Source organism: Empedobacter sp. UBA3475 (assembly GCF_002378465.1).
Lineage (GTDB): Bacteria > Bacteroidota > Bacteroidia > Flavobacteriales > Weeksellaceae > Empedobacter > Empedobacter falsenii_B.
On record NZ_DFRA01000001.1, the window covers coordinates 53,975 to 76,772 of the forward strand.

The window sequence follows — 22,798 nt, forward strand, 5'->3', positions numbered from 1 at the left end:
CTCAATTGAGTGGATTTTTTTTATGGATTAATTTTTAAATTATTTCAAATATTTAAAAATTTGATTTGCTTCTACAGAACCTTTTTTGATTGTAACAAGATTTTTATCCTTGTCGAATAAATAAAATGTAGGAATAGAAGTTGGTTGAAAAATTGGACCAAATTCGTAATTAGAATCATATAATAATTCTACATTTTTATTGTTTACAAAATTAGATGCGTGCTCTTTTAGGAAAGGGATAGCGTCTTTTGCTTCGTATTCAGAAACCAAAATAATCTGAGTGTTTTTTAAATGTTCTTCGTAATTATTGCTAAAATGATTCAAGGCTAATTGGCAGTGAATACATGTTGGCGAATATAAAACGATTAACGTTTGTTTTCCTTTTTTGATATCTTTTGAACTGAAAATTCCTTCGGATTGCATTTTTACAAAAGAAAATTCTGGAATAGATTTTAGCGTATTTTCTGTTTGTGCAAATGTAAAAATCGAACAAAAGAATATCAATAAAGCAGTAATTTTTGTTTTCATGTTTTAAGAAAAATTTTGACGAAAGTTAGTCAATTCTATCCAAAATAAAAACGACAGTTTATAAAACTGTCGTTTTCCTATTAAATAAATGCTAAAAATATGTTTAACTCTGAGAAAATTAGAATTTGAAATTTACTTGTGCAGCCATATTAAATGGATCGATTTGGTTGATGTAACCTCCACGGAAGTAAGAATTGTATCCTAACTGATCTGTAATGTTATTAAAGAATAAACGGAAGTCAAATCTTTTCATAGAATATCCAACTTGCGCATTTAATGTATAATAATCTGGCAATAAGAAAGGTTTGCTTCCTCCGTAGAAATTACCATGAGCATCACGATCTAAACTTTGTTCGTTAGATGGTCTTGAACCTACGTAGTAAACACCAGCAGAAACAGTGAAACCATTCAAGAAATTATTTTCAATAAATTTATATTGAACCCAAGCATTTGCTGTATTGTAAGGCGCATTAGATGGTCTTGAATCTTCTACATATTGAGGAGAATCGTGGTAACCAGCATCTAAGTATGCATATCCTAACATAACTTGTAAGTTTGGTAATGGACGACCAGCAACTTCAAACTCGATACCTTTACGTCTCAAATTACCAGCTTTTTCGTATAAACCAGTTGCTGTTTGATTTTCGTATGTTTCGAATGTTAAGTTATCGTTGTTCATGTTGAAGTAAACTACGTTTGCACGTAAACGGTCGTTGAACCATTGTGTTTTAACACCAACTTCTACTTGATCTGTAACAGAAGGTCCAGCTTTGCTTCCATCAGTCATAATGTTTAAAGCAGAGCGTAAACTTGTGTTTGTTGCATAAGTAATGTAAGCATTTACATTTCTCCAAGGAGAAACAACTAAACCAACAACAGGATCTACAACACCATCGTGGTTATCGATTAAATAGCTATAACGTAAACCTCCAACAAATGTGATTAAATCTTTATAAGAGAAATGATGTTGTGTCATAAATCCGTAAGAATAACCTCTTGATAGATTTGTTTTGTCTTTGTTCCAAGCTAATTTAGCTTCTTGCTCAGGAGTTAAGTTGATCGAATGGTTAATATCTTTGAAAACATCAATTTGATCAATAGTTCCGATACCATCTGCAGTTCTTGTTTCTAAACGGTTGATTGTATAATCATATCCAGCTTGCCAATTCCATTTGAAATCACCAAATCTCATATCTTTACCAATCAAGTCAATTTGTAAAGTCGAGTTTCTATCATCTCTAAAAGAACGACCTAATCCACGATTACGAATGTTATATTCTGTACTTCCTTTTGGTGAAGCTAACGTTGCTCCTAATTGGTCACTGTTGTAGAAGTTACTAAAGTAAGCAACTCTAGCACTAATATTATTTGTTAACTGTCTTGTAATACGAGCAGCGTAAGAATAGTTTTTGATTTCGGTATTATCGATATCATATCCCATAAATTTATCACCGATATCGTATAAAGCTTCAGTAAAATTATCTCCTAAATTGATAGTTCCACGATCTGGCGTTTTATTTCCTTTGTAATAATCAAACTCAGCAACAAATTCAGTTTTATCATCAATTTTCCAAGCCATAGATGGATTTACATAGAAAGAATTACTGTTAATAACATCTCTATAACTATCTCCATTGTTATATGAACCTGTTAAACGGAAAGCTAAATTTTTATCTTCTGTAACTGTTCGTTGAATATCATATGTAGAACGGAAAGTATTCCAGCTTCCATATTGAGCAGAAATATGTCCTTGGTTGATGTAACGTGGCGTTTTTGTTGTAACGTTAATTACACCTCCAGCAGAACCTAATCCATTTCCAATTCCTTGTGTAACCGCAGCAGAACCACGAATAACTTGAATAGATTCTACACCAGCCATATCAATAACAGCAGATCCTGTACGGAAATCAGAGTCCATACGAACACCATTTTTTAAGACAGGAACTCCTCTATATCCACGAATAGACATCGACTCGCGAATACCTCCATAATTTCCAAATAACGTAACACCTGGTACATTACGAGTAGCATCTGTAATTGTTTGTGCACCTTGTTCTTCAATTAACTTTTCAGAAATAATTGAAATAGATTGAACTTGATTTTGAGGATTTGCAGGAAAACGTGTAATTGTTTCTAAACCTCTTTGATTCTTGTTACGATCTCCAAAAATTTCAACTTCTTGTAGATTGCTAATTGAATCTTTTTTCTCTTTCGTTGTTTCTTGAGCAAATGCCGTAGAAAAACTAAGCAGAGTAATTGACGCAAGTAGAAGATTATTTCGTTTCATATGTTATATATATTTATTCTAAATAAAATTAATAGTGCAAATTTAATTAGACTTAGTATAAATAAAAAAAAGAAATCGACTGATAGATATCATCTATCAGTCGATTTTGTTAAATATTTTAAGAAAATGGATGTTTACTCGAAAAAAGAGAAGTGTACGTTTCCGTATTTTTTGTGTTGTACAAAGTTTGGATGCTCTTCAAAAGAAATGCTTGATGGGTGTTCTAAAACAAAATTTCCACCTTCTTCTAACCATTGATTATCGATAACCAAATTTGGGATTTTTTTGTAAGTTTCTACATCCAAATCGTAAGGAGGATCAGCAAAAATAATATCAAACTTTTTGATTGGTTGCTTGTCCAAATATTTAATGACATCACTTTTTACAGTAGAAATAATATCATCTAATTTTAATTGTTTCGCTGTTTCGTCCAAAAATTTTACACAACCGTAGAAATTATCAACCGAAGTTACTTTTTTTGCTCCACGTGAAGCAAATTCTAATGAAATACTTCCAATTCCAGAGAATAAATCTAAAACGGTAATTTCGTCGAAATACCATTCGTTGTTTAAGATATTAAATAAAGCTTCTTTCGCGAAGTCTGTTGTTGGGCGCACCGGCAAGTTGGTTGGTGCTGTGATTCTTTTTCCTTTTAATGTTCCTGAAATGATTCGCATTCGAATAATTTATATAATGTAAAATATTGCCCAAGTTGTTTGTCTGCTTCGTTAAACGAAATATGACGCACATATTTTTGTAAAGTTTCGTAAAAATCTGGCGAATTTAAGATATCGCCAAAAGCATACAATGAAACGGTATTTGGACTAATATTTAATTGATTTAATGTATACAAAATGTAAAACAAAAAGTCTTCTTTCGTTTTTGTTTCAAATAGATTATAAAAAATAAATTCTCCATTGCTCAACACGCAAACTTCTAATTTTTGATGCATTAAATTGATATAAATTTCATCGTTTTTAGAATTAATCATTCCATAATCTACCAAGAATTTGCCCGAATGATACAAACGCGCATTTTGCAAATTCGGTAATGAAAGCAAAATATCTTTTAGTGGATAATGAATATTGTAGATAATTGATGCATCTACATTTTCCAAAGGACAATCGATCGCTAATTTTACAGGACTATAGTTAGAAAGTGATAACAATTCCTCAAAAGGTTTGTGCGCAAAGTGATTTGGAACAACATTTACAGTTGTCGACAAAAAACAAATATGCACATAATCATATTCTTGTAGCAAAGTCAAATTAGAACGCAATTCATGTTCAATCTCAATTTCCGTTTTGTTAAGATTTGTAAAATCTACCGAATAGTCATACACATCCGAGTACGAAGTCGTTTCTCCGTCGGTTGTTTTGGTAATATAACTAAGCATATCGTGAGATAGTAAAATCGCTAACGAATGTTGAGTTGTTTTTGACATAAATTTTTCTTTATCCTTGAATTTTTAACTCGTTGATTAAGATATATATTAATCCTAATGAAATCAAAAATAACAAAATTTTGAAAGCAATCTTCATACAGAAAATTTATTTTAGCAAAGATACTATAATTATTTTGTTGATTAAAGAAGCATTTCAGCCGAATCTATTTTAAATTTACAGAAATTTGAAATTAAAAATTGTGAAAAAAATAGCCGTAATTCCAGCTCGTTATGCAGCAACACGTTTTCCAGGTAAATTGATGCAACAATTGGGCGATAAAACTGTGATAAGAATGACGTACGAAAATGTTGTCGCTACTAATTTGTTTGACGATGTTTTTGTGGTGACAGATTCTGATTTAATTTTTGATGAAATTGTTTCGCACAACGGAAAAGCAATCATGAGTATCAAAGATCACGAAACAGGAAGTGATAGAATTGCTGAAGCTATACAAGATATAGAATGTGATATTATCTTGAATGTGCAAGGCGATGAACCATTTGTGAACGAAAAAGCTTTGGCAGATATTTTATCCTCTTTTGATGGAGAATTGGGAAAAACTGTAGATGTGGTGACTTTAAAAGAATCCATTACAAAGGAAGAAGATATTAACAATCCTAATTTTGTAAAAGTGGTCACTGATATTAACGATTTTGCATTTTATTTTTCGCGTTCAGCAATTCCATTTGCACGTGAAACTAATTTTACACCAAATTATTTTCGTCATTTAGGGATTTATGCGTTTAGAAAAGAAGCTTTGTTGAAGTTTTCAACACTTGAAATGCGTCAAAATGAGCGTGCAGAAAAATTAGAACAATTACGTTATTTGGAATATGGAATGAAGATTAAAGTGATTGAAACCGAATCGATAGGAGTAGGAATTGATACACCAGAAGATTTAGAGCGTGCAAAAAAGTACTTATCCACTATTGTTAAAAAATAATCTTTAAACTTTTTATGATTTATATTTGCCCTAAAATCAGCTATACTTGACGTGGAAATGAAATAATTAAGTTAATTAATACTTAAAAAAATATTTCGGTATGAATGTTGTTGTAAAATGGAGTAAATAAGTAAAATAGTGATTATGAGTGATTCATGGAAAGAATACGAAGCAGAAGGATTAATTGAAAAAAGATCCTTTTTAGTTTCAAAAGATGGTCTTGTAAAAAAATTATACACAGGACAAGATAAATACAAAATCTTAGAAGGAGCGATTAACAATGGTTATCGTGCGATTTGGGTAACAAAAGCAGACGGAAAACGTACAGCTAAATATGTACATAAAATGGTTGCCGAAACTTTTTTACCAAATAAAGACAATAAAGAATATGTAGTGCATTTGGATCATAACAAATTAAACAACGCAATGGATAATTTGAAATGGGCAACATTGGACGAATGGAAAGAGCACAACAAGGATTTATTTAGAATGATGAAAGGACGTTCTCGTTTAGACAGTATTCCAAATAGTAAGTTGACAGAAGCACAAGTTATTCGTCTGAAAAAGAAATTAATTGATCCAAATAGAAAAACAAAAATTTCTACACTAGCAAAACAATTTAATATTTCTCAAGGTCAGGTTTACCGTATTTTAAGAGGTGAAAATTGGGCTCATATAGAAGTTAAAAAAGACTAAAAGACAATATTTCTTTACAGAACTTTAAATTAGTTTTTATATCTTGTTCGACAGATTGTTAAAAATTAAAAAAGTTCTTATGTCGAAATTGACGTTTAGCGCGCTTATGATTTCATTATTTTCTGTGACTACATTTGCACAAAATGCAGAGAAAATAATCGAAACTCATATTCAAAAAACAGGAGGTGAAGCAGCTTGGAATAATTTGAACAGTATTATCCTAAAAGGAGAAGCCATTATAAATGTTGGAGATTCTTATCCAATGATTGTTTATCATCAACGCCCTTACAACAAAAAAGTAGTGTTTGTGATGAATGGAAAAGAAATCTTGAACGAAGGATATGATGGTAGAATGGGATGGACATACAGTGAAGTTGCTAAGAAAAATGTAGCTGTAAAAGATTATAAACCAGACTCTTTTGATTCGGATATTTTGAAATATAAACAAAAAGGATTTAAAGTAAAATACTTAGGTGTAGATAAATACGATCAAAATAATAGCTGTTACAAAATAGAATTAACAAAAAATACAAATTCTACAATATATTGTTTTGATAAAAATTCGTACGAAATTGTAATGGAAAAAAATAAAGACGAAACACTTTATTACTCTAATTTCAAGACGTATAACGGATTATCTTTTGCCACAAAAGTGGTAGGAAAACCAGTTGATGGAGGAGAATATGTGATAAAATTTAATGACATAAAAATCAACCCAGCAATAGATAAGAAAAATTTTAAATTCTAAATATATAAAAAGTGGTTCATCAAGAATCACTTTTTTATTTCTGTTGATTTATACTGCTTAGGTAGTATAAGTTTTTTACTTTTGTACTCTGAATGAAGAAATTAAAATATGGCTTTAGACTCTATATTTGATCAAAATAAAAAATACGAGAAGAGCTTTTTTCTAAGATTATTAGAGAAAGCAAGAAAAGATTATCCAGATTCAATTTCTTTTATAGATGATCTAATTTCTAAACTTCAAAATAACCCTACATATCGATTAATTTTTCGCGAAGAACTTCAAAATACATTCGGGAAAATCAATTTCGTTAGCTATTTAGTAGATAGTGGAATTCATCTGGAAGATAATTTATTATCCATTTTTCGAAAGAAAATAATGGATTCTCTTTTACCAGATATCGAAGATAATAATGAATTAACTTCTGTGGTAAATGAGATTTTTTATAATTCGAAAAACTTATCAGCAATCCGAATTATTCCAAGAGATCGTTGGCGAAAATTTTTCGAAGTATTGTATCAAGATATCGAACCAGATAATTTTAAAGGAAACGTTAACAATATTCAGAATCAGCTTTTACAAGCAATTTCTATTTTGACGGTTCGTATTACTGGAGGATTTTCGGATAAAGAAATGATGCGTTACAGTAACGAGGTTAATTATCTTGATAATCCATTCTCTAAACTTTCGATGCAGATTAGTAACATTATCGAAAATCCACAAGCTGGCTTTGATATGTTAGAAATCAAAGAAAGTATTTCGAAATGTAAACATTTGTTAAATGATATTTTAACACAAAAAGATTACAAAGGAATTTCATTGAAAGTTGCATCAAAAATCAATCGTTTGCAACAACAATTAGTTCGTTTGCAAACAATTTTAAATAGTTATAATGAACTAAGATTACACGGAATAATTTCTTTCTATAGTCTTGCAACAAAGAAATGGGTTGAATTTTATGCACCAAAGAATTTTATGAGTAATCAGTTAGGTTCTACGGTTTATTTAATCACTTTCTTAGTTACTTATCATAATGGTAAGACAGGAGAAAAATATATTACGCAGACAGCCAAAGAGTATAACAAGATGTTTTGGACAGCTTGTGGAGGTGGTTTTATTGTTTCTTTTTTGTGTTTTATCAAAACCGGAATTGGAAATATACATGATACATCGCCATTGTTTAAAGCATTTTTCTTTAGTATTAATTACGCTGTTGGTTTCTGTACGATTTATTTGACACATATGACGCTTGCTACAAAACAGCCTTCTATGACAGCAGCTCGTTTAGCTCGTTCGCTTGTGCCGACTTCTGGTTCTGAACTGAATGTGAAAGATTTTACAACTTTATTTGCGCAATTAGTAAGAAGCCAAATGATTGCTTTTTTAGGAAATGTTGTTGCAGGTTTTGTGGTTTCATTAGGAATATTTTATTTACTCAACGAAATCTTAGGATTAGAAGTTTTAAAATATTCTAAAGCGTATCATTATTGGGAAGAAGTAGTGATAATGGATTGGCATATTTTTTACTTCGGAGCAATTGCTGGAGTCTTCTTATTCCTTTCAGGATTAATTTCTGGAATTACAATTAATAATCAACGTTTTCATAATATTCCAGAACGTATTTATAATCATCCAATTCTGAAGAAATCATTTTCAGAACGTAGAAGAAGAAGAATTTCGAATTGGTTTGAGAAAAATATGGGAGGAGTTGTCGGTAATGTTGCATTCGGTTTTATGATGGGATGTGCCTTTTTGATTGGCGATTTTACAGGTCAACCTTTCGATATTCGACACATTACTTTCGTTTCAGGAAACTTCGCGATTGGTATTGGAGGAATGGGCTATCATTTTGATATTGGACCAATGATTATAGGTTTTATTGCAATTTTCATGGTTGGTTGGAGCAACTTCTTAGTTAGTTTTATCTTATCATTATTAATGGCAATGCGATCTAATAATATTCCTTTTTATAAGATTTTTACGATGATTTCACATACATTAAAAGCATTTTTCCGAAACCCATTACCATTTTTTATTCCGCCTTTATGGACAAAAAACAAAGAAGAAGCTTAGTTAGAAATGGAAACAAACTTTGAAAAACAATTACGTTACGATAAAGCTTATCTTAAAATGGCTTTTGAATGGGCGAATCTATCCTATTGTGAACGCAAAAAAGTTGGTGCAATTATTGTTAAAAATCGAATGATTATTTCTGATGGTTACAATGGTACGCCAAGTGGTTTTGAGAACAAATGCGAGGACGAAGCAGGGAATACAAAATGGCATGTTTTGCACGCCGAAGCAAATGCAATTCTAAAATGTGCAACGTCTACACAATCTGCAGAAGGAGCGACATTGTATATTACACTTTCGCCTTGTACAGATTGTAGCAAACTTATTTTGCAAGCAGGTATAAAGCGCATCGTTTACATTCAACAATACAAAGATCTTTCTGGGTTAGAGTTTTTAGAAAAATCAGGAATTACAATTCGACAAATTACGGAAGAAGAATTATACAGTTAACATTTCAATGAGAAGTTTTTTCAAGGTTATTAATATCGTATTAGTTGTGATGATTATTTTCTTAATCGGTTTTATGGTTGGGAAAAAATACGACTTTGCGTTCGATGAAAACAAGGATATTGTAGGTTTGCAATATTCGGATAACGAACAAAAAATTCGTCGATTAGTTTCTTTGATTGACAATGAATATGTGAACGATGTTAATTCGGATAGTTTGGTTGATGATGCGATTCATTATATGGTTGCCAAGCTAGATCCACATAGTACATATATCGACAAAGCTTCTGTACAAAAGGCAGAAGAACAATTGAAAGGTGAATTTGTTGGAATTGGTATTCAATTTCGTACAATGAATGACACCATTGTTGTTGAACGTACATTACCTGGAACGAAAAATTATGGTAAACTAGAGTTTGGAGATCAATTAGTTGCTGTAGATAATCAATCTTTGGTTGCAAAAGATAATAAAACAATAGAAGGTTTATTGAAAGGTAAGAAAGGATCGGAAGTTAAACTATCTGTTATTCGCGATCGAAAACCAGTTTCTGTTACGCTAAATCGAACTATTGTTCCAATTCCTACGGTTACTGGAAAACATATGTTAACGAAAGATATTGGTTATCTTAAATTGACTCGTTTTTCTGAAAATTCTGCAAATGAAGTTCACGAAGGTTTACAAAATTTATTGGATCAAGGCATGAAAACTTTGGTGTTCGATTTACGCGGAAATCCTGGAGGAATCATGCATATTGCAGAAGAAATTGCAGATGAATTTTTGACGAAAAACGAATTGATAGTTTACACACAAGACAAACAAAAACGTAAAAAATATATTTACGCTACAAATAAAGGTCTTTTCGAACAAGGAAAAATTTATGTCTTAATGGACGAAAATTCTGCTTCTTCGAGTGAGATTGTTGCGGGAGCGTTACAAGATTATGGACGCGGAATTATCGTTGGTCGTCGTTCGTTTGGTAAAGGTTTGGTACAACGCGAAATTAATTTAGGCGATGATACCAAAGTTCGTTTGACTGTTGCGAATTATTACACGCCTTCTGGTCGATCTATTCAAAAACCATTTGATAAAAAAACAGCAAAATACAGTGACGATTTATATAAACGATTAAAATCAGGTGAATTATATAGTAAAGATTCAATTAAAATTAATAAAGATTTAGAGTTTACGGCGCCTTCAGGTAAAAAAGTCTACGGCGGTGGTGGAATTATTCCTGATGAGTTTGTTGCATTAGATACAAATTCGGTTTCGAACTGGTTGTATTATAATCAAGATGCAAATTATTTTAATGATTTTTTATTCAAGAAAATTTATTCAATTCACGATTTTTTCATGTTTCATAACGAAGCAATTTATCTGAAATATTTCAGTGCTGGAATGTATAGAAATGAGTTTTTAGGTGTTTTAGGAATTCCTTCAAATGAGTTTAACCCTGTCTTTTCAACAACTGTTGATAACTACATGAAAGCCACAATTGCTGGAACTTTATATGGTTCGCGTGCATTTTATCAAGTTTGGATGCCCGAAGATGAAATGATAAAGCGTATTTTTGAACTTGAAAAAATAACGAAGTAAATGCTGTGGAAAGATGCTTTGTATGACTATCAAATGTATCTGAAATTAGAAAAAAGAGTTTCTGCTAATACAATTGAAGGTTATCTACGCGATATTCAAAAATTAATTAATTATTCTGATAAACAACCTTTAGATTATTCGCAAGATGATTTGAGGGATTTTGTACACGATTTTGCATCGAGCGAATATAGCGTGCGTTCGCAAGCGCGTGTTATTTCTGGCTTGAAAAGCTTTTTTGGATACTTACAACTCGAAGATTTTAGAGAAGATAATCCGACTTCTTTACTTGAAACTCCAAAAATTGGGATGAAACTTCCTGATGTACTTTCTGAAAAAGAAATTGATAAAATGATTGAAGTAATTGATTTATCAAAACCAGAAGGACAGCGAAATCGTGCGATTATAGAAGTGCTTTATGGTTGTGGTTTGCGTGTTTCGGAATTGATAAATCTCAAAATTTCTGATCTTTTTTTTGATGATGGTTTTATTCGTGTCATTGGGAAAGGAAACAAACAAAGACTTGTTCCGATTAGCGATTATACGATAAAATATATTAACTTGTACAAAGAAAGTATTCGTATTCATCTTCCTATACAAGCTGGTTTCGAAGATTTTTTGTTCTTAAATAGACGAGGTAAAAACCTTACACGTGTGATGATTTTTACAATCGTTAAAGAATTATCGATAATTGCTGGAGTTAAAAAAACAATAAGTCCGCATACGTTTCGCCATTCTTTTGCGACTCATTTATTGAAAAATGGAGCAGATCTTCGTGCAATTCAGTTAATGTTGGGACACGAAAGTATTACGACGACTGAAATTTATACGCATGTTGATCAAGAATTTATTCGAGATGCGATTATCAAATTTCATCCAAGAAATAAATAATAATCATTAACCTAAAAAGATGATAAAATCGTTTAAATTTTGTCCAAATTGTGGACATTCTATCGATCATTTTGATTTTAGAAAAATGTCGTGCAACAATTGTGATTTGGTTTATTATCAAAATGTGGCAGCTGCTGTGGCGGTTATTCTAAAAAAAGAAGATAAAATTCTTTTTACAGTTCGAAATAGAGAACCAAAGAAAGGAATGTTAGATTTGGCTGGAGGTTTTACAGATCCAAATGAATCGGCAGAAAGGACCTGTCAACGAGAGATTGAGGAAGAATTAGGAATTAAAATTCCTTTAGAGAATTTCAAGTATTTTCTTTCTCAACCTAATACATACGAGTACAAAGAAGTTCCATATAAAACGTGTGATTTAGCGTTTATTGCTGATTTTCCAGACGAAGAAATTACGCTTGAAAAAGATGAAATAGCAGAAGTAAAATGGGTTTCTATCAACGAAATTAATTTAGATGAAATTGGTTTTGATTCGTTAAGAAAAGTGGTGGAAATTTATATTACTTCTTTGAAATAACTAATGTGATGCGATGTTGAAGCGAGTTCAATATGACCTGTATGCCAACCTGAACTTGTTTCAGGTACTCATCTTAAAAATTAAAACAATGAAAAAAATACTTTTACTAAGCGCGTTATTTTTAACAATTGTTTCATGTAGCACGCAAAATATAGCGGTAGATTATGACCGAGATTTTGATTTTGAAACAAATAGAACGTATTCTTTTACACAAACGGGAAATTTAGGTTTGAATGATTTAGATTCTGCCAGATTATATTCGTCGATTGAAAAAGGAATGTTGTACAGAGGTTTTCAGAAATCGAATGATGGAAGTTTAACATTAGACGTGAAGCCAGAAGAATATGTTTCAAAACAACAAAACTCTAATGTAGGAATTGGAATGGGAACGGGCGGTTATGGTTTTGGAGGTGGAGTTTCGGTTGGAATTCCGATTATGTCTCAAAAATTAAATCAAAATTATACGATTTCGATGAAGGATGAGGGAAGATTAGTTTGGGAAGGAACCTTGAAAATTCAAATGCCCTTGAAAGCTTCGCCAGAAGTTCGTGCAGCAAATATTCAGAAAGGTGTAACGAAATTGCTACAAAAATTTCCACCTAAAAAGAAATAATAAAAAAGCCTTGAGAAATAAATATCTCAAGGCTTTTTTGTTTTTTATAATTTAAAAATTAATTCGTTTTCTTCTGATTGTTGAAGTTTAGATTTTTGTAAAAGTTTCAACGTTTCGGGTTGATTTACATTTGCTTTTGCAGCAATTTTATCTAATTTCAATTCATTTTTTGCGTAATCAACAATTGCATTCAAAACTTCTGTTCCGTAACCTTTGTTCTGAAATTTGCGTTTCAGACGAATGTTGATAACTGCGCCGTATTTTGTTTGGCGCAAACCTCCCCAACCAACAAATCGTCCGCTTTTTTTCTCGTGAACACCCCAAAGACCAAAACCATATTCTTGGTAATGTTTCTCCATATTTTCGATAAAAAACTTCGCTTCGTCTTCAGATTTATACGGTTTTTCGTTGACGATTTTCATCAATTCTTTGTCAGAATTTAATTGAAATAATTCGAATGCATCAATCTCAAAAAACTCTCGTAAGACCAAACTTTTTGTTTCGCAAATAACTTTCATTAAAACTTTTTAGTTCTTGCAAAGTTACTTCGATTTAAAGAATAAAAAAAGTCTTACCAATTATGATAAGACTTTTATATTTACTTTTTTGTTGTTGTTTTTGGTTTTGCTGGAGTTGTTGTTTTAGGAGGCGTAGCTGTTGCTTCCGAAACCTTTTGGTTAATCTCTTGTGTTAAGATTTGTCTTTTTAGATTGAAGATTTCTGTATCTTTTTGATCAATCTTAGCATCTAAATCTTTTACTTTTTGAGTTAATTCTGCAACTTGCTTTTCTTTTTCGTTTAATTGAGTATAGAAAAGTTTTGATTTTTCTCCAGAACTATTCAATGCAGAATACAATTCTTGCAAATTAGTATCATGTTCTTTTTGAGCCATTCTAATCATAGCTTGCGCATTTGTCAAAGCTGTATCTTTGATGTATAATTCGCTTTTAGCTTTTGCTAAATCTTTTTCAAGAGTTTCGATTTTCAAATTAGCTAATGTCAAATCTTTAGATGTATTTGATTGATCGTCTAAAGCTCTGTAATAATTAGCTTCCAATTCTTGGTGTTGTTTCTGAGGAACGCAACTTGCAATTGCAAAAAGTGTTAAACAACAAAGTACAATTTTTTTCATTTATATAATCTTAAACGTCTAATTCTAATAAAACAGGACAATGATCTGAGTGCTTTGCATCTGGTAAAATCGTTGCACGCGTCATATTTTTTTCTAATGTATTACTCACCATATTGTAATCGATTCTCCAACCTTTGTTATTGTTGCGCGCATTTGCACGATAAGACCACCATGAGTAATGATGAGGTTCTTTTACAAAATAACGAAAAGAATCAATCATATTACATTCATCAAGAAAAGCAGTCATCCACTCTCTTTCGACAGGTAAAAAACCAGAAACTTTCGCATTACGAACAGGATCGTGAATATCGATTGCTTCGTGACAAATGTTATAATCGCCACAAATTACAATGTTTGGATGAGAGATTTTAAGTTCTTTGATGTAATCTTTAAAATCTTCACAAAATTGTAATTTAAAATCTAATCGATCAATATTTGTTCCACTTGGCAAATACAAACTAATTACCGAAACATTGTCAAAATCAAGTCTCAAAACGCGACCTTCTTTGTCAATATAATCTATTCCAGTTCCTATTTGTACATGATTAGGTTTTATTTTCGAGAAAATAGCAACTCCACTGTATCCTTTTTTCTCCGCTGCATGCCAATAAATGTGATAACCCAATTCCTCAAACGGTTTTGTGTCCACTTGTTCTTGCATTGCTTTTGTTTCTTGAATACAAAAAACATCTGGTTGTGCAGCTTCTAACCATTCAACCAAACCTTTAGTCATCGCAGCGCGAATTCCATTTACATTGTAACTGATGATTTTCATAGTTAGCGAAATTACTAAATATTTATGACGGATTGATTTAGAAATTTGAATAAAGTGAATATTTTTTGTAACTTTTTAGAAGTTAATACGTCTTAATAATAAAAGACATCAATATGAAATACATTTTTCTTCCAATTTTAATATTCAGTTCGTTAGGATTTGCGAGCTGTTCGGTAGATTTAAATTCTAAATCGCCAGTTTCTAATTATTTAGACCGAGTAGAGGCAAGTAGTAATACAATTACAGAAATGCGTAAGATATCTTCTTTTGAAGGAATTGATGTAAGCAGTGCAATAAGTGTTACTGTTTCTGATGGTAATTATAATGGTGAAATTTCTGTTGAAGCGCCAGATAATATTATGAATAGAATCACGACTGAAGTGAAAAATGGTGTTTTGGTTATGAAAATTAATGGAACCGTAAACTTGAAAAATTCTTCTATTAAAATTAAATTCCCTCATCAAAAATTACGTTCGTTTGATCTATCAGGTGCAACGAGTGTTACCGTTTTGCCAACGCAGAAAGTAGAAAAAATGGCTGTTGATTTATCAGGAGCTAGTAATTTAAAATTAGATGTGGTTTCGAATTCTATTTCGGTTGATAATTCTGGTGCATCAAGTATGAAAATTTCTGGAAATGTACAGGATTTAAACATTTCAGTTTCAGGAGCTTCTTCGTTTATTGGAAAAGAATTGAAAGCTGCGAATGTAGTTGTTGATTGTTCAGGAGCAAGTTCTACAACAGTTTGGGCTGTGAATAGTTTGACTGCTGATAGTTCTGGAGCGAGTTCTGTTCGTTATGTAGACGAAAATGGTTTGAAAACGAAAGTGAGCACTTCTGGAATGTCTTCTATCAAAAGAATAAACTAATAGTTTTTGTTTAAAACTATGATAAGTTAATATTTAGTACTACAAAAAAATCGGATGAATTTCATCCGATTTTTTTTATATCTATTTTTTTTATTAGAATTGCCAACCTAATGTCAATAAGAATAAATTGTTGTCTAATTTAACTTTTGGAGCATAAGTATTAGGTAAAGAAACAAATTCATTATTAATATTAATATAATCTGTTCCACCAATCAATTGTTGATATTTTTGCGTTTGATATTGATAAGCTGCATCTATATAGAATCCACCAAAATCATATCCTAAACCAAAACTTGCACGATTGATATCTCCTTGAAATGCTTTCGATAAAACAGCTGCATTTGTCACAACATTGTTTTCGTTCGCAATATCCATCGTAAAATCTTTGTAAGGAGAAGTTATATAATTATAACCCGCTCTTACTTTGAAACGATCTACACGGTATTCTGCACCAACTCTAACTTCACTTGAATTTTTTACAACATCATTGATGAAATTATTATCTCCATTAAAATATTGTGTAGGCTTTAGTTTCGTGTCATTGTTCATGTGGTACGTATAATCAGCACCCAGAGATAAATTTTTACCAACAACAAAACCTAAACTTCCTACAAGACGTCCACCACGAGTCATATCATAATCAGAAGAATACATATAATAAGAATCTACAGCAGTTTTATCACTGTTAAAATTAGCTGAGTAAAAATCTTTAGAAATATTGTACCAAACTGGAGAATGATAGGCTGCGCCTAAACGTACATTGTGATTCACTTTGTAAATAGCACCTAAAGAGAAAGAAAATCCTTGTCCAATTTCACTATATGGAGCTCCATCTGCATTGTATACGTAGGTTTTTCCATTGTCGTCATCACGCTCTGCATATTGTTCGTAACCAGAATAGTTAGTTTCGTGGAAGTTTAATCCAAATCCCAAATAAACTTTGTCGTCATAACTTGTTCCTAAATTAACAGAGAATTTAGATTTATATCCATCAATATCTTTAATGTAACCATTGAAAGTTCCATTTGGTTCAGAAAATTTAATTCCTTCATTTGTTCCAATTGATGAATAATTGTCTAAACGCTGATTAAGATAAGCTACGCCAACTGTGAAACGATTCCATTTTGAAGCTTCATTTGCAAAAACAAATGTTCCTCCAAATTGTTGGAAATCAAAATTACTTTCAGATTCTTTGATATTTGTTCCGAAATTAGTTTTGTTGCTAAAAGTAGAAACACCAGCTGTTACTTGGACATCAGAGTTAATTGCTACTCCTAATCCAGCAGGGTTTTGTTCGACTGAAGTAATGTCACTTCCTAATGCACCAACAGCTCCACCAACACCAATATATTTAGCATTTCCGCTGTTAATATCTTGCGAATATAAATTTATAGCATTTGTAGAATACTGAGTTTCGTATCCTTTGTTCTGTTGTGCAAAAGCCAATGTACCAACTAAGGTACAAAGGCTTAATAATATTTTTTTCATTTTTATATGATCTAAATCTAGTTATCTTCTTCCTCCACCACGAGAGCCTCCTCCTGTGCTACTTCCGCGAGAACCACCTCCCATGCTTCCGCTACTCATACTACTACCTCTACTTGGAGAAGGTGTAGAATATGATGGGCGAGAATTGTTCATGCTATTTGTTCTTTCATAGCTTCTCGTTGGTTGTTGGTATTGTTGAGCTTCGCGAGTCGGTCTTGTGTTGTAAGTAGGCTGTTGTGTTTGTGTCGGTCTTACTTCACGAGTTGGACGCGTGTTGTTCATTTGTCCTTGATTAATTGAAGGTCTAACTTCTCTTGTAGGACGAGTTCCGTTAATTTGACTTTGGTCTACACTTGGTCTTACTTCACGAGTTGGACGTGTATTATTCATCTGTCCTTGATTAACAGAAGGTCTAACCTCTCTTGTAGGACGAGTTCCGTTAATTTGACTTTGGTCTGCACCTGGTCTTACTTCGCGAGTTGGACGTGTTGTATTGTTAATTGTATTATCACGAGTTGGTCTTAAACCTGTAGAGATTTGGTTGTTTCTACCATTTAAACTTCCAACAGGACGAGTAGAATTAATCGTGTTATTTAAACGACCACCATTTCTGTAACCTGGTTGAGAATAAATTCCTCTTGGACGATTGTATCCATATCCATATCCATAATAACCAGGATATCCGTACCAATTGTTCCATCCGTAGTAACCTCCGTAATATCCACCGTAGTAAGGTCTATTCCAACCCCAACCATAATATCCATTATACCATGGATCGTTCCATCCCCATCCGAATGAAATACCAAATCCGTTTCCGTACCATCCACCATACCAAGGATTGTAATATCCCCAACGATATGGATTATAGAAACCTCCCCATCCGTAGCTGTACCAAGGATAGTTGTTCCAGATATTAATTTCTACACCATCATTACGTCCCCAGTTATAATTACTCGATCCGTTATAAGTTAATGTATAGTCGTTGTTTCCAAAATAATTGTAACCACCTAAACCATATCCGTTAATTTTAACTTTGGTTGCTGATTTAGATTGAGTATTATCATTTGTGCTATCAACATCATCTTGGTAATAAAATTGTTCAGCACCATTTCCTTCTGCATCGAAGTATGGACTACCAATTTTTATTTCCCCTTTATTTTCTTGTTCTCCTTGCTCGTTACCATGTTGTAGTTGAGCTTGTTGATAGGTTTTATCTGTTTTCGGATTATAGTAAACTCCGTCGCTTTCGTAACCACTTGGTTGATAAGTCGAACAAGATGAAATTCCTAATGCAGCCACAAGAATTAATGTAGTTGCAGAAATTTTATTAGAAATTTTATAAACTTTGTTCATAATTATAAATTTACATCGTTTGTAATAATTAAATTTGCATAAATTTATAGGCAATTTTAATGCCAAGTAAAGATACGAAACTTATCAACAAATATAAAAGATTATGGCAAAATTAACAACTCGTGCTGAGGATTATTCTAAGTGGTACAATGAGCTTGTTGTAAAAGCAAATTTAGCTGAGAATTCGAAGGTTAGAGGGTGTATGGTGATCAAACCATATGGCTATGCTATTTGGGAAAAACTACAAGCAGAATTAGACAAAAGATTTAAAGAAACAGGTCATCAAAATGCTTATTTCCCCTTATTTGTTCCTAAAAGTTTATTCGAAGCCGAAGAAAAAAATGCAGAAGGTTTTGCGAAAGAGTGTGCGGTTGTAACGCATTATCGATTGAAAAATGATCCTGATAACAAAGGAAAGTTGATTGTAGATCCAGAAGCAAAATTAGAAGAAGAATTAATTGTTCGTCCAACTTCAGAAGCAATTATTTGGAGTACATACAAAGGTTGGATTCAGTCGTACCGCGATTTACCAATTTTGATTAATCAATGGGCAAATGTTGTGCGTTGGGAAATGCGTACGCGTTTGTTTTTGAGAACTGCCGAGTTTTTATGGCAAGAAGGGCATACAGCTCACGAAACAAAAGAAGAAGCAATTGCGGAAGCGCAACAAATGCAAGAAGTATATGCGGATGTTGTAGAGAATTTTATGGCAATTCCAGTTGTAAAAGGAAGAAAGTCAGATTCTGAGCGTTTTGCGGGTGCTGATGATACCTATACAATCGAAGCGTTGATGCAAGATGGTAAAGCTTTACAAGCGGGAACTTCTCACTTTTTAGGGCAAAACTTTGCAAAAGCTTTTGATGTTAAATTCGCAAGCAAAGAAGGAAAACAAGAATATGTTTGGGCAACTTCTTGGGGAGTTTCTACTCGTTTGATGGGTGCATTAATTATGACGCATTCTGACGATTTAGGATTAGTTTTACCTCCAAAATTAGCGCCAATTCAGGTTGTTGTTGTTCCAATTTATAAAACAGAAGAACAATTAGAAGAAATTCGTCAAGTGGTGGATAAATTTTCGTCTGAATTGAAAGCGAAAGGAATTTCGATCAAATTTGATGATGATGATAAAACGAAACCAGGTTGGAAATTTGCTGAATACGAATTGAAAGGTGTTCCTGTACGTATCGCAATTGGTCCAAAAGATTTAGAAAAAGGTCATGTTGAGCTTGCTCGTCGTGATACTTTAGAAAAACAATTCATCGCTTTAGATAATGTATCAACTGAAGTAGAAAAATTATTAGAAGATATTCAAACTAATTTATTCCAAAAAGCGTCAGATTTTAGAGATACTCACACAACAGAAGCAACAACTTTTGAAGAATTCAAAGATATTATCGAAAATAAAGGTGGTTTTGTTTCAGCTTTATGGGACGGAACAGAAGAAACAGAAGAAGCTATAAAAAATGAGACGAAAGCAACAATTCGTTGTATTCCTCAAGCTTTTGAAACGCCTACTGAAGGAGTAGATGTTTTCTCTGGAAAACCAGCAAAATACAGAGTTTTATATGCAAAAGCGTATTAATTTGTTAAATAATAATTAGCAAAAAAAACTTTCCAAAATAAATGAGGAGCTATTAATTAGCTCCTTTTTTATTTTAATGTTTTTTGGCGTGCAATTCTTTTAAACGTAGTTACTATAGCAGAATATTATTTTTTGTTAAATATCAATCATTTACAAAAAAAGGAGTATATTCGATTACTAATTAACACTAACATATATGAGAAAAACTCTACTGTCGGTATTCTGTTTATTTTCTATGTATGGGCTATCAGCACAACAAGATGTGTTGTGGGAAAAATCTATAGGAGGAGAACAAGCAGAATATCTTTATAATGCTATTTCTACACCTGATTATGGATTCTTGATTTTAGGCAGTTCTGCTTCTGATGCAACAGGAGATATCCAAAAGAAAAATCAAGGAAGTTTAGATTATTTCATTTGGAAAATGGATGAAAATGGGAAGCAAGAATGGCAAAATTCATTTGGAGGAAACGGTTCAGATTTCTTATATACGGCTAAGCCTACTGCTGATGGAGGGTATATCTTAGCAGGAGCTTCTACATCATCAAAATCAGGAGATAAAACATCCAATAATCAAGGAGCTGAAGATATTTGGGTGATAAAAATTGATGCACAGGGAAAACTACAATGGCAAAATTCTTTTGGAGGAAATGGAAATGATATTCCTGTTGATGTGATTAGAACCAATGATGGAGGTTATTTAATTGCTTCAAATTCCAATTCTGCTTCTTCTGAACTAAAGAAAAGTAAACATTTTGGAGGAAATGATTACTACATTATCAAGTTAAATGAAAAAGGAGAACTTCTTTGGGAAAATACCTTTGGAGGATTGTTTGATGATAAATTAAAATCAGTTATTGAGACTAAAAAAGGATTTTTGTTGGTTGGAAATTCTAATTCTCCAGCAAGTGGCAATAAAACAATTGATCATGAATTCAATTCAACTTGGATTGTCGAAATTAATCAAAAAGGAGAAATTATTTCGGAGAATAATTTAGGTTTAAATGCTGAAAACTTTTTGATTTCTTTTCAAGAACAAGAGAATAATTATTTGTTTGCTATTAATGAAAAAAATGGGAGTAAAATTCAGACAAAAATTATTCAAACAGATTTGAATCTTCAACCTCACAAAACAACCAAAATAGAAGAACAAAAAGATTTATCCATCACAGAAATTCAATCCATTAATGATACGTTTATTTTAACAGCCAATCAAATCTCAACTTTACAACAAAAAACGACAACTTCTTCTATTGAAAGTTATTACATCACAAAGTCATTTGATGAAAATGGAACAGAAAAATGGTCTAAAACTTTTGGAGAAAAAGGATTTAATTACCTTGAAAAAGCAATCACTACTCGTGATGGGTCAATTATACTATTTGGAAACTCTACACAACAAGCCAAAGGAAATAAAGGTCAATCTGATTTTTATTTAGTGAAATTAGGAAAAGATACAGATGATATCAAACGTGTATTTATAGAAGCTTATCCCAACCCAACCCAAGATGTGGTGAATATTTTAATCAATAAAGACTTCAAAAAAGCATCTGTTGACGTTTATAATTTAATAGGGCAACATCTACAATCAAAAGACGTGAAATACCGTTCTACACCAATTTCTTTAGGAAACTATCCTAGTGGAGTTTATATCCTAAAAATCAACCACGATAACCAAACTGAATCTATTAAAATTATTAAAAAGTAATACATGAAGAAAAATATAGTGCTACTTGCTTTATTAGCTTTGTCTTATACTTATGCTCAGCAAAATAGTTATGTTCCTAGTACAGAAGTTACACCTCCTTCTTTAGAAAATTATTTTTTTACAAAAAATGGAAATTTAGATATAAGTGGAAATAAAGGTGGTTTTAGTCATCAGATTCCAATTTATTCATTAAAAAATGGAGATATTAATCTAAATTTAAATTTAACTTATTATACAGATGGTGTAAAAGTTAATGATATTGCAGGATTGGTAGGAATGGGATGGAATTTAAATGCAGGAGGAATGATTACACGTGTTGTGAAGGGACTTCCTGATGAAGATAGCGGATTTGAATTGTTAAGACCTTCCAAAGATTTAATGAAAACAGCATTGTCTGGAAATTTTACAGATAATGAATACTTAAATAATTATTACGACATATATCGAAAGATATATTCTGCTAATGGATTGGAAGGAGAACCTAATTTAATTGATTCTCAACAAGATGTTTTTAATTTTAATTTTAATGGATACAGTGGTACATTTTATATTGATAATGGTGTAATTTATATTAATGAAAATCCTGATATAAAAGCTTCATTTATTAAAATACAAAACCCTACTACTCATAAATATTATCTGAAATTTACTTTTATTACACCGGATGGTATTAGTTATGAATTTGGAGGTGAAGAAGCTTTTGTTGAAACTACAAAAATCACAACAAATTGTTCCAAAAGCTATTCTAGAGAACCAAATTCTACTTGGTATTTAAAGCAAATAAAAGACTCTAAAAATAATAATATTGATTTTATATATGATAATTTATACAAATCATACCCTTTAAATTATTCAGAGAGCTATTCAATAACATATGGAAATAATAATTTGCCAGGTGAAATAATAAGTCAAAAATCTGAAAAATGTACTTCTTATTTTGAATCAAATAATGCTAAATATTTAAAAAATATTAGTTCTAAAAACATTAATGTTTCTTTTAATTACGATAATAGATTAGACTACACTACAGGATATAAATTAAATAGTATTAATATATCTAAAAATAATACTTCAATACCTGTAATCTTCCCTAAAAA

21 protein-coding genes and 1 pseudogene are annotated in these 22,798 nt (G+C 31.7%); 13 read left to right on the forward strand and 9 right to left on the reverse strand.

Features of this window, described 5'->3' with window-relative positions:
* Window positions 1-39: 39 nt before the first annotated feature.
* The 4 genes from B3I31_RS00255 to B3I31_RS00270 all read right to left on the reverse strand — a co-directional run bounded on the left by B3I31_RS00255 (window position 40) and on the right by B3I31_RS00270 (window position 4,259).
* Complete coding sequence (locus B3I31_RS00255) at window positions 40-528, reverse strand: TlpA family protein disulfide reductase (protein WP_219034399.1); 489 nt, start codon at window positions 526-528, stop codon at window positions 40-42.
* A gap of 118 nt (window positions 529-646) precedes the next feature.
* On the reverse strand, window positions 647-2,815 hold the full coding sequence (locus B3I31_RS00260) for a TonB-dependent siderophore receptor (RefSeq protein WP_291060259.1): 2,169 nt from the start codon (window positions 2,813-2,815) through the stop codon (window positions 647-649).
* Between the two features lie 134 nt (window positions 2,816-2,949).
* On the reverse strand, window positions 2,950-3,492 hold the full coding sequence (locus B3I31_RS00265; protein WP_280049619.1) for an RsmD family RNA methyltransferase: 543 nt from the start codon (window positions 3,490-3,492) through the stop codon (window positions 2,950-2,952).
* Complete coding sequence (locus tag B3I31_RS00270; RefSeq protein ID WP_180905191.1) at window positions 3,468-4,259, reverse strand: DUF3822 family protein; 792 nt, start codon at window positions 4,257-4,259, stop codon at window positions 3,468-3,470. The genes B3I31_RS00265 and B3I31_RS00270 overlap by 25 nt, the downstream gene beginning before the upstream one ends.
* A gap of 200 nt (window positions 4,260-4,459) precedes the next feature.
* Here B3I31_RS00270 and kdsB point away from each other — a divergent pair, with 200 nt between their 5' ends.
* From kdsB to B3I31_RS00315, 9 genes are all read left to right on the forward strand, one after another.
* Window positions 4,460-5,203 carry a 3-deoxy-manno-octulosonate cytidylyltransferase gene (gene kdsB, locus B3I31_RS00275; protein ID WP_221854531.1) on the forward strand — a complete coding sequence of 248 codons (744 nt, stop codon included), beginning with the start codon at window positions 4,460-4,462 and terminating at the stop codon, window positions 5,201-5,203.
* Window positions 5,204-5,347: 144 nt separating this feature from the next.
* A complete protein-coding gene (locus tag B3I31_RS00280; protein WP_038332702.1) occupies window positions 5,348-5,899 on the forward strand; it encodes an HNH endonuclease in 552 nt (183 codons plus the stop codon).
* 79 nt (window positions 5,900-5,978) lie between these two features.
* Entirely contained in the window at window positions 5,979-6,647 is a 669-nt protein-coding gene (locus tag B3I31_RS00285) for a LolA family protein (protein ID WP_221627915.1), read from the forward strand.
* 108 nt (window positions 6,648-6,755) lie between these two features.
* The gene (locus B3I31_RS00290; protein WP_280049617.1) at window positions 6,756-8,717 is read left to right on the forward strand and encodes a site-specific recombinase Gcr; all 1,962 of its coding nucleotides are present in this window, start codon (window positions 6,756-6,758) and stop codon (window positions 8,715-8,717) included.
* A gap of 6 nt (window positions 8,718-8,723) precedes the next feature.
* Window positions 8,724-9,167, forward strand: coding sequence for a deoxycytidylate deaminase (locus tag B3I31_RS00295; protein WP_219034393.1), 444 nt, complete (start codon window positions 8,724-8,726; stop codon window positions 9,165-9,167).
* Window positions 9,168-9,174: 7 nt separating this feature from the next.
* Window positions 9,175-10,758, forward strand: a complete 1,584-nt coding sequence (locus B3I31_RS00300) for a S41 family peptidase (protein WP_291060263.1) — start codon at window positions 9,175-9,177, stop codon at window positions 10,756-10,758.
* A complete protein-coding gene (gene xerD / locus B3I31_RS00305; protein ID WP_180905186.1) occupies window positions 10,759-11,646 on the forward strand; it encodes a site-specific tyrosine recombinase XerD in 888 nt (295 codons plus the stop codon).
* Window positions 11,647-11,665: 19 nt separating this feature from the next.
* Complete coding sequence (locus B3I31_RS00310; RefSeq protein ID WP_115001815.1) at window positions 11,666-12,181, forward strand: NUDIX hydrolase; 516 nt, start codon at window positions 11,666-11,668, stop codon at window positions 12,179-12,181.
* 88 nt (window positions 12,182-12,269) lie between these two features.
* Window positions 12,270-12,794 carry a DUF4136 domain-containing protein gene (locus tag B3I31_RS00315; protein WP_181816331.1) on the forward strand — a complete coding sequence of 175 codons (525 nt, stop codon included), beginning with the start codon at window positions 12,270-12,272 and terminating at the stop codon, window positions 12,792-12,794.
* Window positions 12,795-12,838: 44 nt separating this feature from the next.
* Here the strand turns inward: B3I31_RS00315 and B3I31_RS00320 are convergent, their stop codons facing one another.
* The 3 genes from B3I31_RS00320 to B3I31_RS00330 all read right to left on the reverse strand — a co-directional run bounded on the left by B3I31_RS00320 (window position 12,839) and on the right by B3I31_RS00330 (window position 14,701).
* Window positions 12,839-13,312 carry a GNAT family N-acetyltransferase gene (locus B3I31_RS00320; protein WP_221854535.1) on the reverse strand — a complete coding sequence of 158 codons (474 nt, stop codon included), beginning with the start codon at window positions 13,310-13,312 and terminating at the stop codon, window positions 12,839-12,841.
* Between the two features lie 80 nt (window positions 13,313-13,392).
* Complete coding sequence (locus B3I31_RS00325) at window positions 13,393-13,926, reverse strand: hypothetical protein (protein ID WP_038332722.1); 534 nt, start codon at window positions 13,924-13,926, stop codon at window positions 13,393-13,395.
* 10 nt (window positions 13,927-13,936) lie between these two features.
* Window positions 13,937-14,701: an exodeoxyribonuclease III gene (locus B3I31_RS00330; protein ID WP_286495553.1), complete on the reverse strand. Its 765-nt coding sequence runs from the start codon at window positions 14,699-14,701 to the stop codon at window positions 13,937-13,939.
* Between the two features lie 113 nt (window positions 14,702-14,814).
* Here B3I31_RS00330 and B3I31_RS00335 point away from each other — a divergent pair, with 113 nt between their 5' ends.
* On the forward strand, window positions 14,815-15,570 hold the full coding sequence (locus B3I31_RS00335) for a head GIN domain-containing protein (RefSeq protein WP_286495554.1): 756 nt from the start codon (window positions 14,815-14,817) through the stop codon (window positions 15,568-15,570).
* Between the two features lie 93 nt (window positions 15,571-15,663).
* Here B3I31_RS00335 and B3I31_RS00340 read toward each other — a convergent pair whose 3' ends face one another.
* Both B3I31_RS00340 and B3I31_RS00345 read right to left on the reverse strand, forming a co-directional pair.
* Complete coding sequence (locus tag B3I31_RS00340; protein WP_286495555.1) at window positions 15,664-17,058, reverse strand: OmpP1/FadL family transporter; 1,395 nt, start codon at window positions 17,056-17,058, stop codon at window positions 15,664-15,666.
* 21 nt (window positions 17,059-17,079) lie between these two features.
* Window positions 17,080-18,411, reverse strand: a complete 1,332-nt coding sequence (locus B3I31_RS00345; RefSeq protein ID WP_115001801.1) for a hypothetical protein — start codon at window positions 18,409-18,411, stop codon at window positions 17,080-17,082.
* 103 nt (window positions 18,412-18,514) lie between these two features.
* Between B3I31_RS00345 and proS the strand changes: the two genes are divergently transcribed.
* The 3 genes and pseudogenes from proS to B3I31_RS00360 form a co-directional block, all read left to right on the forward strand.
* On the forward strand, window positions 18,515-19,993 hold the full coding sequence (proS, locus tag B3I31_RS00350) for a proline--tRNA ligase (RefSeq protein WP_286495556.1): 1,479 nt from the start codon (window positions 18,515-18,517) through the stop codon (window positions 19,991-19,993).
* 196 nt (window positions 19,994-20,189) lie between these two features.
* Entirely contained in the window at window positions 20,190-21,701 is a 1,512-nt protein-coding gene (locus B3I31_RS00355; RefSeq protein WP_286495557.1) for a T9SS type A sorting domain-containing protein, read from the forward strand.
* A gap of 3 nt (window positions 21,702-21,704) precedes the next feature.
* Window positions 21,705-22,798: pseudogene (locus tag B3I31_RS00360) on the forward strand (hypothetical protein); the annotation flags it as partial.